This is a genomic window from Solidesulfovibrio alcoholivorans DSM 5433, from assembly GCF_000702665.1.
GTDB classification, from domain to species: domain Bacteria; phylum Desulfobacterota; class Desulfovibrionia; order Desulfovibrionales; family Desulfovibrionaceae; genus Solidesulfovibrio; species Solidesulfovibrio alcoholivorans.
In genome coordinates, this window is the sequence record NZ_JNJA01000004.1 from 438,726 (window position 1) to 455,609 (window position 16,884).

The following is a 16,884-nucleotide window of genomic DNA, read 5'->3' on the forward strand; positions in this document are numbered from 1 at the left end:
TATAATATTTCTTGACACAGTCGATTCCGCCGCATAGAAAGCTGCCGCTGCGCTTGCGGTAATGAAGCGAAGCCCCATCGAAGCGCCGGCAATCGGCCTTCGCGGCATTGCCGCATCCGGGTGACGTGACGACTGCGCCTCCCGGCCCGCTGTCTGCTCGCCAGGAGGCGAGGGGAAGTTGTTTTGCGTCATTCCGTTCATGCCAGCGGACATGCATTCTTTTTTGCCAGACCAGGGGAGCCTGTAAGGAATGGCAGGCATAGCTACAGGATATGCTCTGCATGTTTAGCGGCTTAGGCAAAATTTTTTGCATTTCTGCGGATGCCGTCAAATGAATTGATAGACATCGATACAATTCGCAAAGTAACGAATTCATATTATGGGCAGCAGCGTTGCTGTGTCATTATTGATATAGCGTTTTATATGGAATATGAAAAATATTTTAACAATATGAATAAATTTTATATTGCAAATTATAAAAAACAATGATATCGAAGAAAAAAGATTGACATATCTTGCAAGCGGAAAAATAATTTGCGACACTCCGCAACTCGGCGCTTCTGTGAGATATGCAATCAAAGAGTGACGGAGGATTCATGACCGAAGCCATCTTGCAGGAAAACACCAACCGCTTTGATGATGCGTTCGATCGCATCAAAAAGTCCACCGGCATGCGGACCCAGGTCGAGATCGCCAAGATGCTCGACATCCGCCAGTCCAGCATTTCCGATGCCAAGCGGCGCCAGTCGATCCCGGACAGCTGGCTCATCAAGTTGTATCAGATATACAACCTCAATCCGAACTGGATCATCGATGGCGAAGATCCGCAGTTTCTCGGCGAACAGCGTGGCGGCGCCCTGCAGGTCCGGGAAGCCGGCGATGCCTACGGACGCAAGCCCAAGCACTACCAGATGCCCGTGAGCGCCATGTCCGTCGAGGACCACAATGGTGATGGGTGGAAGGAGACCAGCATCGAAACCGTCACGGTGCCGGAGCAGTTCCATCGCCCCTCCCTGCTCATTGTGCGCATGGACGAAAACGACATGGAACCGCTTATCGCCCGCGGCGCGTATGTCGGCATCGACAAGGACCGCCGCACCATCCGCTCCGGCGCTATCTACGCCCTGGATATGCCCGTGGAAGGCCTTGTCATCAAACGCCTGCTGCATGACGCCGAAAACGCCCGCTTCATCCTGCGTTCGGACAACTCCGCCTACACCGACCAGACCATTGCCGCCGAGACTGCCGTCGAACGTGTCGTCGGTCGTGTGGCCTGGGTCTTCCAGGAAATCTGAACTATCTTTCTCCCCGCAGGAGGCGTATTTCCCGCGCCTCCCCTTGCGGGGAAAAATCATTCGGCAATTGCACAACAAGCAGTTGCATCTTTGGCATACACCATTCCTGCGGTCGCCGCGTTGACGTACGCTTTAAATCGTTGTATATTGTATTCCGAGTCGTTACGGAGCCTTTGATCGTTATAGATACACTTATTCTTTTCTTTCCTGAAAATGCCGCTTTGCAGGAGGCCACGTGAAGCCGGACGCTTTTGAAGACGCCTATGCCAGGATTCAAGCGGCCACGAGGACACGGACCCAGACGGAGATCGCCCATCTTCTGGGCATAAAGCAATCCAGCATCTCCGATGCGAAGAAAAAGAACACCATTCCTGACGGCTGGCTCATCACGCTTTACCGCTCCCTTGGCTTGGAACCCGACTGGGTCCTCTACGGCCAGGAGCCTATCTCACGCCGCGACGGCTTCACCCTCGGCGCAGCCGTGCGCGAACCCCTGGGCGGTTATGCCGGCGCACCGACGAAAGCCACGGTCTACGCCATGCGCCAGACGGATCCGGACACGGGAAGTTGGCTGCGTGAAGCGCTGGAATCCATTCCCCTGTTCGACGGCCTCAAACGTCCCAACCTGCTCGTCGTCAAAATGGATTCCGCCGGCATGGAGCCCACCATCCGACGCGACGCCTACGTCGGCATCGACTGCGACGACGTCCGCATGCGCAGCGGCGAAGTCTACGCCATGGACATCCCGGGCGAAGGCCTCGTCATCAAGCGCGTCATCCGCGACCTCGAAGCCAAACGGCTGACCCTGCTCGCCGACAATCCCGCCCACCAGGCGCAAAATCTCTCCCTGGAGCATCCGGGAATCACGCCCGTCGGCCGCGCCGTCTGGATCATCCAGGAAATCTGAACAACGCCCGGTACCTGCCCCGGGCGTTTCATTTCAAGCCGTACCCCCACCCATGCCGGCTCCTTTCCCCACGCCTGCCTCGGATCTGATGTTTTTCTCGCTATAATAGATTGTTGCATTATTTTTTATTTACATATAAATAAAATAGGATTATACATGTACGAACTCGGGAGTTCGTATGGAACGACACGCACCACACCCCTTGCTTACACGCCTCCAAGTCGCCCTCGAAGCCAGAAACGAAAACAAGGCGGCCCAAAGGCTGCTCGTGGCGGCTGGGTATTATACGGAAGACGACGCGGAAGGAATCACGTCGCTGGTCATGCGACACTGCCGTGAATACGGCATCGATCCGCGGGAAGTGCTGGGCGACGATGCGCCGCAGTGTCCGCCGCGCATCGTCATGACGCCGGTCTTCACCATGGCCGCCACCCACCCGCGCACGGGCCGCTGGCGGCTTGCCGAAATCGAGCGCATCGCCTTGTCCCCGCGCCTGCTCGGCCCCACGCGCTTCGTCACCCGCATGGACGAACGCGCCCTGGAACCGCGCATCCGCCAGGGGGCCTATCTCGTCGTGGACACGGCGCAGGAACTGCCGCCGGCAGGGGTACGCGCCAATGTACAAGGCATGCCCTTCGCCCTGGACCTTTCCGGGGAAGGCCTCGTCGTGCGCCTGACCTGCTACGATCACAGTCGCGACTGCTTTGAACTGGCGGCGCTCGACAGCGCCCAGCCGCCGCGCACCGTGCCGCGCGAAACCGCCGGCTGCCGCGTTGTCGGCCGTGTGGTCTGGGTGGCGCAGGAGCTTTGAGCCAAGAGCCCTATTCTCCTCGGTCGTAGCGACGGTTTCTCGGATCGAAGCAGAACTGGCAGCCCCTGGGCAGAAACCAGCGCACGAGGACAAGCCCCGCCACGAACCCGCCGGCATGGGCCCAGAACGCCACGCTGGCGGCGTCTCCTCCCGCGACCTTGCCCGAAAGCCCGGAAAGCAGCTGGACGGAAAACCAGATGCCCAGAAACACCACGGCCGGCAGTTCGATGATCCAGGGAATGATGATGATCGGAATGAGCGTCACGACCCTGGCCCGGGGAAAGAGCCGGAAATACGCGCCCATGACCCCGGCGATGGCCCCGGACGCCCCGATCACCGGCACCACGGCGTTCCAGTTGAACAGGATGTGTGTCCAGGCGGCGATGAGCCCGCACAGGATGTAGAACACGGTGAAGCGCAAGGGGCCGAGCGCCTCTTCCACGTTGTCGGAAAAAATCCACAGCACCCACATGTTGAGCAGGAAGTGCAGCCAACCGCCGTGCAGAAACATGTAGGTGACCATGGACTCGTAGCCGCCCTCGGGATAGCCCATGGCCGCCGCGTAGGCCGGATCGGTGTAGCGCGCCGGCACCACGCCGTAGATGTGCATGAATTCGAACAGGATAGAGTTTGGCAGGAGCTGTTCGAAGAGAAAGAGCAGCGTGCACAGCCCGATGATGGTCCAGGTCACGAGCGGCCGGCGCGTGCTCGGCACGTTGTCGCGCAATGGGATCACGGGAGCGTTCCGGTCACGGCCTCTGGTTTGCCGGCATAGCCCTGCGCGACGAGCCAGGCGTAGCGGTCGCGCACGTCACGGCGGCGCAGCCCGGCCAGTTCCCCCAGCACGTCCCGGGCCTTGTCCGCCAGGGCTTCCGGCCCTGCGTCGTTGTCGACCACGAAGTCGCAGCGCGCGAGCTTTTTCGCTTCGGGCCACTGCCAGCCGTCCATGCGGGCGACGAGTTCCCCGGACCAGCCCCGACCCTCCGTAAGCCGCTGCCCCCGCGCCTGCGAAGCACAACGAACCCCAACAACAAAGTCCGCGACGGCTTCCACGGGCCAGCCGGATTCGAGCAAAAGCGGCACCTCGGCAAAGACGGCCCGGGCCTGTCGGTTGGCGGCGTAGAAGGCTTCCAGATCGCCCCGCACCAGCGGATGCACGAGATCCATGACTTCCCGGCGCATGCGTTCGCTGCCGCATATGGCTTCGAGCAGCCATTTCTTGTCCACGCTGCCGTCCGGGGCGAGCGCCGCTTCGCCGAAGCGCCCGGCGAGCATGTGCGCCCCACCGCCGCCTGGGGCGTAGAGCGCGGCCACGGCCGCGTCGGCGGAAAAAACCGGACAGCCGGCCGCCGCGAACGCGTCGAGCAGTGTGGACTTGCCACAGCCCGGCATGCCGATCACACCCACGCGCTGGGGCATGCGCCCGAGCAGGAGCACGAGCCGCCAGAAATCCGGCGGCGGCGGGCAACGAAAGGAAAGCTCCCGGCCCAGGGCCGGATGCGTGAAGGAGAGCTTCCAGGCGTGGAGCATCTGCCGCCCGGCGAGCCGGCCGGCCGCGTCGCCCCGGCGTTTCCACAGGGCATGGGGCGTCGTGCCGTAGACCGCGTCGCCGACGATGGGATGGCCCACGGCCGCGAGGTGCACGCGTATCTGGTGCGTGCGCCCGGTGAAGATGTCCACCTCAAGCAGGCTCGCGGCGGCGTCCGGCGCGCTCCACACCAGGCGCCAGCGGCTCCTGGCTTCGCGCCCGCCCTTGTGGACCACGGCCATCTTGTGCCGGTGGCGGGGGTCGCGGCCGAGGGGCAGGCGGATGTCGCCGCCTGCGCCGTCCGGGCGGCCGTGGACCAGGGCGAGATAGGTCTTCTTCACGCGCCTGGCCGCGAAATCCGCGGCCAGGGCGGTGCGCGCGGGTTCGGCCAGGGCCACGAGCAGCAAGCCGCTCGTGTCCTTGTCCAGGCGGTGCACGATGCCCGGGCGCTCGCCGCTCAAGTCCCGCAACTCGGGAAAATGGTGCAGCAGCCGGTTGACCAGCGTGCCCTCGGGCAGGCCCGGGGCCGGATGCACGGTCAGCCCGGCCGGCTTGTCCAGCACGAGCAGGTGTTCGTCGCGGTAGAGCACGCCGAGGCTGCCGGCTTCCGCCTTGGTTTCGCTGGGATTGTCCGGCAGGCGCAGGGTGAGGCGTTCCCCGCCGCGCAGTTTGGTTCCGGCCTTGCGGCACACCGTTTCGTTGACCGTGGCCAGGCCGGCGTCGATGGCCGCGCGCACGCGCGACCGGGCGACGCCCGCTTCCGCGAACTGCGCGCACCAGAACACATCCAGGCGCGTGCCCGCGCCGCCGTCGTGCTGCGGGTCGAAGACCGCCTCTTTTTCCAACATCCTTTCCGTCATGTTCCTTGTGTCCCGATCCTGCGCTCCGATTGAGCATGTTTCGTCAATACGGTAGGTTGTTTTTCCTCAACGCGCCAGCCCAAAGGAGGAGCCATGCAGGCCGTCGCCTTTCATGCCGGAACCGTTCGTATGGAAACGCGGCCGGACCCCATCCCGGGGCCGGGCGAAGTCCGCATCCGTGTGCGCATGGCCGGCATCTGCAACACGGACCTCGAACTGCTCAAGGGATACATGGGGTTTTCCGGCATCCCCGGGCATGAATTCGTGGGTGTCGTGGATGCGGCCCCGGACCATCCCGAACTGCTCGGCCGCCGCGTCACGTCCGAAATCAACCTGGGCTGCGGCGCATGCCCCACCTGCCTGACCACCGGCCCGCGCCATTGTCCCAACCGCACAACCCTCGGCATCGCCGGCAAGGACGGCGCGTTCGCCGAGTTCCTCACCGTGCCGGCCTCCCTGGTCCATCTTCTCCCCGACACCGTACCCGATACCGCCGCAGTCTGCATCGAGCCGCTCGCCGCCGCGCTGGAGCCCGGCCAGCAGCTCCACCTCACGGCAGCAACGTCGCTGCTGGTCCTCGGCGACGGCAAGCTCGGCATTCTCTGCGCCTGCGGCCTGCGTATGCTCTGCCCGGACGTCGTGCTGGCCGGCCGGCACGAAGCGAAGCTTTCCATCGCCGCCGCCCAGGGCGTGACCGTGCGCCACGCCGACCGCGACGCCCTGCGCCGGGAATACAGCCCCTTCGACGTGGTCGTCGAAGCCACGGGGCGGCCGGACGGCCTGGCTTTCGCCCTGGACCTCGTGCGCCCGGAAGGAACCGTCGTGCTCAAGACCACCACCTTCGCCCCGACCTCCATCAACATGGCCCGGGTGGTGGTGGACGAAATTGCCCTCGTCGGCTCGCGTTGCGGCGATTTCAAGCTGGCCGCCGCCTATCTGCGCGACGGGCTCGTGGACGTCTCGCCGCTCATCCAGGCCGTTTTCCCGTTCGCGGCCTTCCCCGATGCCCTCGCCGCCGCCGCGCGGCCCGGGGCCATGAAGGTGCTGGTGGAATTTGGGAAGGAGTAAAAGAGGCCTCCGGCGTCCAGGAGGGGATGATCCCCTCCTGGACCTCCCCGAAGGGGGGAAAGGGGTCAGGCATCGAGGAGGGAGCGGCGGGATTGGACCGTTGCGCCGGCAGCGGCGAGGAGCGCGTGGAATTCCTCGGGGGACAGAATGCGCACCCCGAGCGCCTGCGCCTTGGCCAGCTTGGAGCCGGGCTCGGCCCCGGCCACGAGGTAGTCGAGCTTTTTCGAGACGGCCGACACCACCCGCCCTCCGGCCGCTTCCACCAGCTCCTGCGCCTTCTCCCGGGACATGTCCGGCAACGTGCCGGTGAAAAGGAACTTCTTGCCCGCAAGCGCCGTGGTCGCCGCCGGTTGCGCCGGTTTGGGCGCGGCGACCGGCCACAGGCCGATTTCCTTGAAGCGCGCCACGAGCGCCCGGTTGGCGTCGTTGCCGAAAAACTCCCGGATCGAGGCCGCGACCTCCGGCCCGATGTCCGGCAAAGCGGTCAGCTCCTCGGCCGTGGCCGCGCCCAGTGCGTCGAGGTCCGTGAAATGCCCGGCCAGGGTGCGCGCCGTGCGCGTGCCCACCTGCCGGATGCCGAGCGCGGCGATGAGCTTGGAGAGCGTGGCGTTTTTTCTGGCCGCGTCCACGGCGGCCACGAAATTGGCCGCGGATTTCTCGGCCATGCGCTCAAGCGGCACGAGGTCCGCCTCGGTCAGGCCGAACAGGTCGGCAGGGGTTCGCACCATGCCCTTGTCGATCAGCGACTCCACCCATTTGCGGCCCAGGCCCTCGATGTCCAGGCCCGACTTGGACACGAAATAGGCGATGCCCCGGCGCAGCATGGCCGGGCAGGCGAAATTGACGCAGCGCCAGGCCGCCTCCCCTTCCGCGCGCACGGCCGGCGAGCCGCACGAGGGGCAGATATGGGGGAATGCGTATTCCCGCGCGTCCGCCGGCCGTTTCTCCGTGACGACCCGGACCACCTCGGGGATGACGTCCCCGGCGCGGCGCACCACCACCGTGTCGCCGGCGCGCAGGTCCTTGGCCTTGATCTCGTCTTCGTTGTGCAGCGTGGCCCGCGACACCGTCACCCCGGCCAGGGATACGGGTTCGAGGATGGCCACGGGGGTAAGCACCCCCGTGCGCCCCACCTGGACGTCGATGGCGGTCAGCGCCGTCTCGGCCTCGTGGGCCGGAAACTTGAGCGCGATGGCGAAGCGCGGGGCGCGGTCCGTGAAATCGAGCTCCCGTTGCAGCGCCAAGCTGTCCACCTTGACCACCACGCCGTCGATCTCGAAGGGCAGCTCCTGGCGGCGCGCGCCCATGGCCGTGAAATACGGGTAGACTTCCGCCTCGGAAACGGCTTTGCCTTCCCCTGCCACGGGCAGGCCCAGGGCGGCGAGGCCGCGCATGACCCCGGAATGGGTCGCCCAGCCCGGATCGGCGTCGCCGAAGTCCGTCGTACCCACGCCGTAGGTGAAAAAGGTCAAAGGCCGCGTGGCCGAGACCGCGGAATCGAGCTGGCGCACGGAGCCGGCGGCGGCGTTTCGCGGGTTGGCGAAGACCTTGCCGCCCTGCTCGCGCTGGCGTTCGTTGAGCTCGTAGAAATCCTGGCGGGTCATGACCACTTCGCCGCGCACTTCCAGCAGCCGTGGCACGGGCAGGCCGCTCCGCGCGGCATGGGGCCGCAGGTCGAGGGGCACGTTCTTGACCGTGCGCACGTTTTCCGTCACGTCCTCGCCCGTTTCGCCGTCGCCGCGCGTGAGCGCCCCGGCGTAGACGCCGTTTTCGTAGATGATCTCCAGCGCCAGACCGTCGAACTTGGGATCGACCCAGAACGTGCGCTCGAAAGGCACGCCCTCCTTTTCGAGCTTATTGGCGGCCCGGGTCACGAAATCGAGCCACTCGGCCTCGGTCATGGCGTTGTCGAGGCTGTACATGCGCATCCGGTGCGGCTTGGACGTAAAGGCCGGCAACACCGTGCCGCCCACACGCCTGGTCGGCGAATTGGGGTCGTCGAGCTCGGGATGGGCCGCTTCCAGGGCCTTCAGTTCCCGGTAAAGCGTGTCGTAGGCCGCGTCCTCGATTTCCGGATCGTCCAGGACGTAATAGCGGTAGTCGTGGTAATGAATTTTCTCGCGCAGTTCGCGAAGGCGCGCGGCGTCCTTGTCCTGGCTCATGGCTGCCCTTCCTTGTCGCTTGCCTCGCCCGGGTCGTGGCGGGCCAACCAGATGGCCTTTTTGCGGATGTCGGTCAACAGGCGGTTGCGCTGCTCGCGCCGCAGCCGCTTCAGGTCGCCCGCATCATATTTGCCCTGGAGCTTCAGCATGTTGCCGTGGGCATTGGCCCCGGCCGCACGCTTTCGCGCCGCGTCGCCGCCGCTTGCGCGCACGTGCCCCACGGCCAGATGGCCCTGGTAGACGGCGAAACGGCCGGCCAGGGCCGCGCGCAGGTCGCGGTCGAAATCGTCGAACTGGGACGGCGAAAAACGGATGTCGAAATCGCCGCCCTCGCAAAGCGCCGACATGGGGAAAAGATGGCAGCAGCCCGTGACCGAAAGCGTCGGCCGGCAGTAGGCGAACTGCCCCACATCCGGGGCTTGCAATTGCAAATCCGAGGCAGCGATAGCCTCGCCATCGGGCTCGAGGGGAAATTCGGCGGCCTGCAACACGCTCGGGCTCCCGGCGTCGTGGATGCGGCAGCCGTACGCCCCGGCATCGGGACACGCGGCCACGGCCGCGCCGAAGCGCAGCGCCCAGTCCCGGGGCAGGCGCACGTCGTCGTCGATGTAGGCCGCGAAATCGAAGGCCCGGACCTCGGGCAAATGCTTGAGCCAGTTGCGCCCGGCCGGCGCGCCGACATTGACCGGCGCGCGCAGGGCCGTGAAGCGCGCCGGCCCCAGGCGCGCGGCAAAGGCGGCCACTATGTCTGGCGTGGCGTCCGTGGAGCCGTTGTCCAGGGCGAAAATATGAAACTCCGGCAGCTCGCTTGCCAGGATGTCTTCCAGGGTCTGCCCCAGGTCCGCGGCCTTGTTCCAGGAATAGAGCAGGATGGCCAGACGCCCGGGGAGAGCCTGCCGCGCGCCGTCGCGGCCGCGCGCGAGGTCGTGCAGGGCAAGGAGCGTCTGCGCGCACCAGGGATAGCGGCGCAGGGAATCCCGCAGCGCCGCCATGCCGGCCTCGCGGCCATCAAGAAAGATCGCTGCGCGGGCATGCAGAAAGGCCAGCCCAGGCGTCAGCGGCGCGGCGGCAAGTCCCTCGCGCCAGGCGGCGATGCGACCTTCGTCCCGGCTCGCCAGGGCGGCAAGCCCGGCGATCCGTGGGGCAAGCGGTGCAACGGCCTGGGGAAAGCCGCTTTCCATGCGCCGGCAAAGCGCTTCCCAGTCGCCCGTGCGCCCGGCCGCCGCGATCCTCTCGCGCCATTCGCGGCCCAGCCCCTCTCCGGCGGCCAGACGCAGGGCCTGCACCTCGTCGCTGGGGAGGCCCGCGCCCTGCGGCCCGATCATGGCCAGGAGGCCCTGGGCCAGGGCGGCGTTTGCGGGGTCGAGGTCGAAGGCGAGCAGCGACAGCTCCAGGCCCAGCCGGGCGAGTCGCGCCCCCTGCCCGCCGCCAGCGGACGGAGCCGCGCGCAGGGCGGCAAGGCCGGTCTGAGCCGCCTGCTTGCGCCCGAAAACACCCATGAGCAGACGGTCGGCCACGGCCTCGGGCAGGGCGTCGAAGGCCGGGGGTAAAAAGAACGCGTAGGGACCCATGGCTAGGCGTCCCCCTGTTGCGCCGGGACCGCCTCGGCCTGCCAGGCGGCGATGCGCGCCCGGTAGTCCGGCCCGAGCCGCGCCGTGAGGTAGGCAGCCTCGGCCCGGGCGGCGACGTCCAGGAATCCCGGCACGTCCCGGGCCGCCGTATGGTGGCGGTGGCGCAGGGTCAGGCTGTCGTCGACCACCAGGGCGTACCCGGCGTCATAAAGCCGCGCCGCAAGCCAGATGTCCACGCCGTAGCCCCGGGGATTGTCCGTGGCGTCGAGCCCCCCCACGGCCTCCAGGGCGTCTAGGGACACGAGCGGCGCGACGCCGTCCAGGACGCGCACGAGCCGCCAGTCGCCGCCCGGGCGCGCGATCATTTGCGGATGGTAGGGGCTGGTCGCAAACGTCGGGGAATAGAGGCCCACGCGGCGGCCAAGCGCGGCTTCGAGCTGCGCCAACCGCCCCAGGGCGCGACCGAGATGCGGCGGACGCGAGGTGAAGAGCATGTCGTTGTTGCAAAACCACACATGCGTGCGGCCCATGTCCCGCACGGCCCGGACGGCATAGTCGAACGCGCCGGCCCAGAAGCGGTTTTCCGCCAACCGGACCCAGGCATCGGGATACGGCTCGGGCGCGGCGTTATCGAGCACGAGCACCGGCGCATCCGTGGCTTGCGCTTCAGGAAGCAGCTGTTCGTGCAGGCGGCGGGTCAGGCGCGGGTCGCCGTAGTGGAGGATGACCGCCGCGATGCGGGGAAGCGTGCGGCTCAAAGGATCGCCTGAAGGCTGTCGAGGTTGTCCCGGCTGCCCACGAGGATCATGGTGTCGCCGGCCTCCAGCATGGCTTGCGCCTGCGGGTTGAACTGCATCTCGCCGCTCGCTTTCTTGATGGCGATGACGATGAGGTTGAAGCGCGGGCGCAGGGCGGCGTCAATGAGGCTCTTGTCGACGATTTCGGAATGCTCGGTGACTTGCAGTTCTTCCATCTGCAGGTCGATGGCCCCGCCCCGGCCGGCCAGCTCCAGGAAGTTCGTGACCGTGGGGCGCAGCACGGACTGGGCCATGCGCACGCCGCCGTAGAGGTGCGGCACGAGCACCTGGTCGGCCCCGGCGCGTTGCAGGCGCTGGGTATGGCCCTGGGCGTCGGCCCGGGCCACGATGCGGATGGTGGGGTTGAGCTGGCGTGCGGTAAGGGTCACGTAGACGTTGGCCGCCTCCAGGGTCAGGGCGGCGACAAGGGTCTTGGCGCGCATGAGCCCGGCAGCGAGCAGGGTCTCGTCGGCCGTGGCGTCGCCCTGGACGTAGGGGATGCCCTGCTCGTCCAGGCTGTGGATCACTTCGGCGTTGTTTTCGATGATGACCGCGGCCACGTTCTCGGCCAGTATCTCGCGGGCGACGACCGCGCCGATGCGGCCGTAGCCGCAGATGATGACGTGGTCGCTCAGGCCGTCGATGATCTTTTGCATGCGCCGCCTCCCGAGGTACTGTTGCAGCCGGCCCTCCACCAGCACCTGGGTGAAGGAGCCGACCAGGTAGGCGAAGGTGCCCACGCCCGAGACGATGAGCACCATGGTAAGGATGCGGCCGTCCCGGGTCAGGGGGTAGACTTCCTGGAAGCCCACGGTGGAAAGGGTGATGATGACCTGGTAGAGGCTGTCGAAAAAGCTCCAGCCCTCCACTTCCATGTAGCCAAGCACGCCCAGGCAGAACACCGTGGCCATGGCCACGAAGCCGCCGATGAGCGGCCCCCAGCTTCCCAGCCGGTGGTGCAGGCGCACCGTCCGGCTGTGCAGGCGCAGGATGCGCCTGGAACGATGGGCGTTCATGTTCAGCCCATCTCCAAAAGCCGCGCCCGCAAGGCCGCCACGCGGTCGCGCAGCTCCGCCGCCTTCTCGAACTCCAGGGCCTTGGCCGCCTCGCGCATCTCCCGCTCCAACATCTTGATTTTCTTTTCCAGGGCCTTGCGGGACATGCCGTCGCCGTACGCTGCGGCGTCCTCGCGCACAGCCGCCTGCGCCCCCGGTGCCGGCGCGGCGTAGCGACCGGCCGCGGCATAGCCGCCCGAACTCCTGCCCGAACTCCCCCCCTCGCCGTACAGGCTGTCCAGCACGCTGTCCATGCCCTTGATGATGGAGCGCGGCACGATGCCGGCTTCCCGGTTGAAGGCTTCCTGTTTTTCGCGCCGCCGGGCCGTTTCCTCCATGGCCGCGCGCATGGAGCCGGTGACCGTGTCGGCGTAGAGAATGACCCGGCCGCCGGCGTTTCGCGCGGCGCGGCCGAAGGTCTGGATGAGCGAGCGCGCGGAGCGCAGGAACCCTTCCTTGTCCGCGTCCAGGATGGCCACGAGCGACACTTCCGGGATGTCCAGGCCCTCGCGCAGGAGGTTGATGCCGACCAGCACGTCGAATTCGCCCTGGCGCAGGGCCTTGATGATGGCCACGCGTTCCAGGGTGTCGATGTCCGAGTGCAGGTAGCGCGCGCGCACGCCCATGGAGTTGAAGTACTCGTTGAGCTCTTCGGCCATGCGCTTGGTGAGCGTGGTGACGAGCACGCGTTCGCCCGCCGCGGCCCTGGCGCGGCATTCGGCCATGAGGTCGTCCACCTGCCCCTTGGTCGGGCGCACTTCCACTTCCGGGTCGAGCAGGCCCGTGGGCCGGATGATCTGCTCCACGACCACGCCCTCGCTGCGGCGGACCTCCCAGTCCCCGGGCGTGGCCGAGACGAAGACCGCCTGGCCGATGTGGTTCAGAAACTCCTCGAAATTGAGCGGCCGGTTGTCCAGGGCCGAGGGCAGGCGGAAGCCGTAATCCACGAGCGTCTGCTTGCGCGAGCGGTCGCCGGCGTACATGCCGCCGATCTGCGGCACGGTGATGTGGGACTCGTCCACGAACAGGATGAAGTCCTCGGGAAAGTAGTCGAGCAACGTATACGGCGGCTCGCCGGCCTTCCTGCCGTCGAGGTGGCGCGAATAGTTCTCGATGCCGTTGCAGTAGCCGAGCTCCTCGATCATCTCCAGGTCCTGCATGGTGCGCATTTCCAGGCGCTGGGCGGCGAGCAGGTCGTTGGCCGTCTTCAGTTCCGTCAGGCGCAGGCGCAGTTCCTCGCGGATGTCGGACACGGCGCGGTTCAGGTTGTCGCGGTCGGAGACGTAGTGGCTGGCCGGGAAGATGATGGCCTTTTGCATGGAGCCGAGCACCTCGCCGGTGAGCGGGTCGGTCTCCAGGATGGCCTCGAGTTCGTCGTCGAAAAATTCCAGGCGCAGGGCGCGTTCACGACTGTAGGCCGGGATCACCTCGATGACGTCGCCGCGCACGCGAAAGACGCCACGGTGGAAATCGTAGTCGTTGCGCTCGTACTGGATCTCCACCAGCCGCGCCAGCACGGCTTCCATGCCGATGCGCTCGCCCACGGTCAGCGAGAGCACCATGCGCTCGTAGTAATCGCGCGAACCCAGGCCGTAGATGCAGGACACCGAGGCGACGATCAAGACGTCGCGGCGGGTGAGCAGCGAATGCGTGGCGGCGTGGCGCAACTTGTCGATGTCGTCGTTGATGGAAGCGTCCTTCTCGATGTACGTGTCCGTGCGCGGCAGGTAGGCCTCTGGCTGGTAGTAGTCGTAATAGCTGACGAAATACTCCACGGCGTTTTTCGGGAACAGTCCCTTGAACTCGCTGTAGAGCTGGGCGGCCAGGGTCTTGTTCGGGGCCATGACCAGGGCCGGGCGGTTGAGCTTGGCCACGACCTGGGCCATGGAAAAAGTCTTGCCCGTGCCCGTCGCGCCGAGCAGCACCTGGCTCGGCACGCCCTGGGACAGGTTGGCGGCCATTTCGCCGATGGCCCGGGGCTGATCGCCCTGGGGGGTATATTCGGATTCCAACTGGAAAAGCATGGTGGTTTCTTGTACATCCCTGCGCAGCGCAACGAAAGCGAAAACCCCGAGGCGTCCCGCGACGGCGCGTGCCGCGCCGCAAGCCGGGGACAGCCGCGACGGGCAAGGAGACGCTCATGGAAATCGACGTCGTTCCGGCGGATTTCACCCTACCCGTGGACCGGGCCTGGACCGTGTCCATGGTGATCAAAAGCTTCAAGGGCCGCAAGGACGTCACCGTCCACCTGTTCCGCCCCACCTGGGACCCGGAAGAGGAGGAAATCTACGACTGGGACGTCCTCGTCGGCGATCCGGTGCAGCCGGACCTGCCGGTCAGCTACGAAAGTTGCCACCGCATCCTGCTCGAGGCCTTCAACGAGCAGGAGCGCGACGCGCTCGTGGAGTACCTCAAGACCCGGTACAAGGACAAGCTTTCGGAGATCCACGCCTGCGCCCTCAACTTCCCCATTCCGCTGGGCCTGACCGCCCTGTCGGAACTGGCCGAGGGCAAGGATCTCGGGTTTATTCATTTCGACAAGATCCCCAACTACACCCTGCCCTTTGCGGTGCGGGGCTTTTTCGACTTGAGCCAGCACAAGCCGATCATCGAGGGGTTGGACTAGCGCAGGCCCCGTCGCCGTTTCCCTTCGTCAGACCGGGGCCGCGCGTCGGCCCCTTGGAGCGCGTATGTTGAGCGTTTGTGTTTTTTGCGGTTCATCGTCCGGGTTCGACCCGGCGTATGTCGATACGGCGAACGCCTTGGGCCGGCTGCTCGCCGCCGAGGGGCTGACGCTCGTCTACGGCGGGGCCTGCGTGGGTCTCATGGGCGCGATGGCCGACGCCACCCTCGCCGCCGGGGGCAAGGCCGTGGGCGTGCTGCCCGATTTCCTGCGCCGCAAGGAGCTGGCGCACCCCAAACTCACGGAACTGCATGTGGTGTCGTCCATGCACGAGCGCAAGGCGCGCATGGCCGAGCTCGCCGACGGCTTCATCGCCCTGCCCGGCGGCATGGGCACGCTCGAGGAGTTCTGCGAGATCATCACCTGGGCGCAGCTCGGGCTGCACAAGAAGCCCTGTGGCCTGCTCAACGTGCAGCACTACTACGACCCGCTCCTGGAATGCGTCTCCCGCATGGCCGAAGAAGGCTTTCTGCGCGTGGAGCATAAGGGGCTGGTGCTACACAACGACACGCCCGAGGGCCTGCTTGAAGACATGCGGGCGTTCGAGCCGCTCCGGGTGGAAAAGTGGGTGGACAGGAAGGAGAAGGCGTAACCATGGCCGCCCAGGACAGGAAACGTCCCCGCTCCACGCAAATCGACTTCACACCGCCGCTCGCCTTTGCCGATGCGGCGGAGGAGCTCGCCTACTACAAGGCCGAATGCCACCGCCTCAAAGCCATCATCGCCTTGCAGAAGCAGAAGATCCGCAAGCTCGTGGGCCACAAGGCGTCGTGACCGCCATGAGGCGCGGTTCCGGAATGCGCCGTCCGGCGCGTCAACCGGCCCCGGATGCCTTCCCCTGGACCAGGGCTGCATACCTTTCCGGGGACAAGACGTGGTACGTCCCCGTGGCCCGCATGCACACCGCGCCGCCGGCATCGGTCAGTGCGGCCGTCATATGGACCTTGGGGCCTTGCCGCCCCGTGACGCGGCAGACGGCGCGCACGGGTTTGCCGGCAATGCGCAGGGGCCGCAAAAAGCGGCAGCGCAGGTCCGCAGTGACCGCCATCTCGCCGGTGTGCACGACGCAGGCCCAGCCCATGAGTTCGTCGAGCAGCCCCATCTGAATCGCGCCGTGCATGATGTCGCCCTGGCCGACGAAGCGTTCCTCGGGCACGTACTGCGTCGAAATCTCGCCCGTCGCGTCGTCGTGAAAGAATCTGAGGCCCAGGCCTTGCGGATTGTCCGCGCCGCAGAAAAAGCAGCGGCGATCCGGAAACGGGTTGGCGATTTCCCTTTGCATGGCACTCTCCCGCGAACGGCTACGGCCGATGTCTTTCGCCCGGGCGGCACCCGCAGGCATCGGGAGCGTCCACGTCGCTGCCGCGCAACGCTTCCACGTCCGCGTCCAGGGGCGCGAACGTCCATTTTCCCGGCTCGCCGCCCTCTTCCCGGGCGACATCCAGGCGCTTGAGGAATTCCCCGCGCCGCACCTCCACCGCGCCGAAACGGCACAAATGGCCCGTCGCCTGCTGGCAGTCGATGAAATGGAAGCCCATGGCGTCCAGGCGGCGGCACAAGCTCACGAACGCCACCTTGGAGGCGTCCGTCACCGTGTGGAACATGGACTCGCCGAAAAATGCCTTGCCCATGGCCACGCCGTAGGCCCCGCCGACGAGCTCCCCATCCAGCCAGGTCTCGACGCTGTGGGCGTAGCCGGCGGCATGAAGCCTTTCATACGCCTGGATCATTGCGGGAATGATCCAGGTGCCGTCGCCGGCGTCGCGCGGGGTGGCGGCGCACCCCCGGATGACGCCGGCGAAGTCCGTATCGAAGGTCACGCGGAATTTTCCCGAGCGCAGCGTGCGCATAAGCCGCCGCGACACGTGGACCTGCCCGGGAAACAAAATCGGCCGCGGGTCCGGCGACCACCACAGGATCGGCGTCTCGTCGTCGTACCAGGGGAAGATGCCGCGCCGGTAGGCCGCGATCAGGCGCTCCAGGCGCAGGTCCCCGCCGACGGCGAGCAGGCCCCCGGGTTCGGCCAGGCTCGGCCGGGGAAAGCGCGTGGCCTCCTCCGTCAGATAAAAAACCGGCATAGCGCTCCCATCTGCTTTCTCCATCTCCCTTCTCCCCCTCATGCAGCGGGCGGCTGGACGCGGCAGGGC

The 16,884-nt window shown here is 66.3% G+C and carries 16 protein-coding genes; 7 read left to right on the forward strand and 9 right to left on the reverse strand.

The window, feature by feature from the left end:
• The first annotated feature begins 596 nt into the window (after nt 1-596).
• The 3 genes from Q368_RS0110490 to Q368_RS0110500 all read left to right on the forward strand — a co-directional run bounded on the left by Q368_RS0110490 (nt 597) and on the right by Q368_RS0110500 (nt 3,013).
• Nucleotides 597-1,295 carry a LexA family transcriptional regulator gene (locus Q368_RS0110490; protein ID WP_029459022.1) on the forward strand — a complete coding sequence of 233 codons (699 nt, stop codon included), beginning with the start codon at nt 597-599 and terminating at the stop codon, nt 1,293-1,295.
• 235 nt (nt 1,296-1,530) lie between these two features.
• A complete protein-coding gene (locus Q368_RS0110495) occupies nt 1,531-2,202 on the forward strand; it encodes a LexA family transcriptional regulator (protein ID WP_029459023.1) in 672 nt (223 codons plus the stop codon).
• Nucleotides 2,203-2,380: 178 nt separating this feature from the next.
• Nucleotides 2,381-3,013: a S24/S26 family peptidase gene (locus tag Q368_RS0110500; RefSeq protein WP_156955680.1), complete on the forward strand. Its 633-nt coding sequence runs from the start codon at nt 2,381-2,383 to the stop codon at nt 3,011-3,013.
• Nucleotides 3,014-3,023: 10 nt separating this feature from the next.
• On the opposite strand, the gene Q368_RS0110505 is transcribed toward Q368_RS0110500, so the two are convergent.
• Nucleotides 3,024-3,749 carry a rhomboid family intramembrane serine protease gene (locus tag Q368_RS0110505; protein WP_029459025.1) on the reverse strand — a complete coding sequence of 242 codons (726 nt, stop codon included), beginning with the start codon at nt 3,747-3,749 and terminating at the stop codon, nt 3,024-3,026.
• Complete coding sequence (gene coaE, locus Q368_RS0110510; protein ID WP_029459026.1) at nt 3,746-5,401, reverse strand: dephospho-CoA kinase; 1,656 nt, start codon at nt 5,399-5,401, stop codon at nt 3,746-3,748. The genes Q368_RS0110505 and coaE overlap by 4 nt, the downstream gene beginning before the upstream one ends.
• Nucleotides 5,402-5,494: 93 nt before the next feature.
• On the opposite strand from coaE, the gene Q368_RS0110515 reads away from it, so the two are divergent.
• Nucleotides 5,495-6,469: an MDR/zinc-dependent alcohol dehydrogenase-like family protein gene (locus Q368_RS0110515; RefSeq protein WP_029459027.1), complete on the forward strand. Its 975-nt coding sequence runs from the start codon at nt 5,495-5,497 to the stop codon at nt 6,467-6,469.
• Nucleotides 6,470-6,534: 65 nt separating this feature from the next.
• Here Q368_RS0110515 and ligA read toward each other — a convergent pair whose 3' ends face one another.
• From ligA to uvrB, 5 genes are read right to left on the reverse strand one after another with little or no spacing between them, the layout of a single operon-like run.
• Nucleotides 6,535-8,631: an NAD-dependent DNA ligase LigA gene (gene ligA, locus Q368_RS0110520; protein WP_029459028.1), complete on the reverse strand. Its 2,097-nt coding sequence runs from the start codon at nt 8,629-8,631 to the stop codon at nt 6,535-6,537.
• Complete coding sequence (locus Q368_RS23850; RefSeq protein WP_052360104.1) at nt 8,628-10,202, reverse strand: glycosyltransferase; 1,575 nt, start codon at nt 10,200-10,202, stop codon at nt 8,628-8,630. The genes ligA and Q368_RS23850 overlap by 4 nt, the downstream gene beginning before the upstream one ends.
• 2 nt (nt 10,203-10,204) lie before the next feature.
• A complete protein-coding gene (locus Q368_RS0110530; protein ID WP_029459030.1) occupies nt 10,205-10,960 on the reverse strand; it encodes a glycosyltransferase family 2 protein in 756 nt (251 codons plus the stop codon).
• A complete protein-coding gene (locus Q368_RS0110535) occupies nt 10,957-12,015 on the reverse strand; it encodes a potassium channel family protein (protein WP_029459031.1) in 1,059 nt (352 codons plus the stop codon). The genes Q368_RS0110530 and Q368_RS0110535 overlap by 4 nt, the downstream gene beginning before the upstream one ends.
• Nucleotides 12,016-12,017: 2 nt before the next feature.
• Nucleotides 12,018-14,078 (reverse strand): excinuclease ABC subunit UvrB, encoded by a 2,061-nt coding sequence (gene uvrB, locus Q368_RS0110540; protein WP_029459032.1) that lies wholly within the window; start codon nt 14,076-14,078, stop codon nt 12,018-12,020.
• Nucleotides 14,079-14,194: 116 nt separating this feature from the next.
• Between uvrB and Q368_RS0110545 the strand changes: the two genes are divergently transcribed.
• The 3 genes from Q368_RS0110545 (at nt 14,195) to Q368_RS0110555 (ending at nt 15,511) form a co-directional block, all read left to right on the forward strand.
• Nucleotides 14,195-14,680, forward strand: a complete 486-nt coding sequence (locus Q368_RS0110545) for a hypothetical protein (RefSeq protein WP_029459033.1) — start codon at nt 14,195-14,197, stop codon at nt 14,678-14,680.
• Nucleotides 14,681-14,744: 64 nt separating this feature from the next.
• A complete protein-coding gene (locus Q368_RS0110550; RefSeq protein ID WP_029459034.1) occupies nt 14,745-15,329 on the forward strand; it encodes an LOG family protein in 585 nt (194 codons plus the stop codon).
• A 2-nt stretch (nt 15,330-15,331) separates the two neighbouring features.
• Entirely contained in the window at nt 15,332-15,511 is a 180-nt protein-coding gene (locus Q368_RS0110555; RefSeq protein ID WP_029459035.1) for a hypothetical protein, read from the forward strand.
• A gap of 40 nt (nt 15,512-15,551) precedes the next feature.
• On the opposite strand, the gene Q368_RS0110560 is transcribed toward Q368_RS0110555, so the two are convergent.
• Nucleotides 15,552-16,019, reverse strand: coding sequence for a PaaI family thioesterase (locus Q368_RS0110560; protein ID WP_029459036.1), 468 nt, complete (start codon nt 16,017-16,019; stop codon nt 15,552-15,554).
• A 19-nt stretch (nt 16,020-16,038) separates the two neighbouring features.
• Entirely contained in the window at nt 16,039-16,815 is a 777-nt protein-coding gene (aat, locus tag Q368_RS0110565; protein WP_084158730.1) for a leucyl/phenylalanyl-tRNA--protein transferase, read from the reverse strand.
• Between the last annotated feature and the right edge of the window lie 69 nt (nt 16,816-16,884).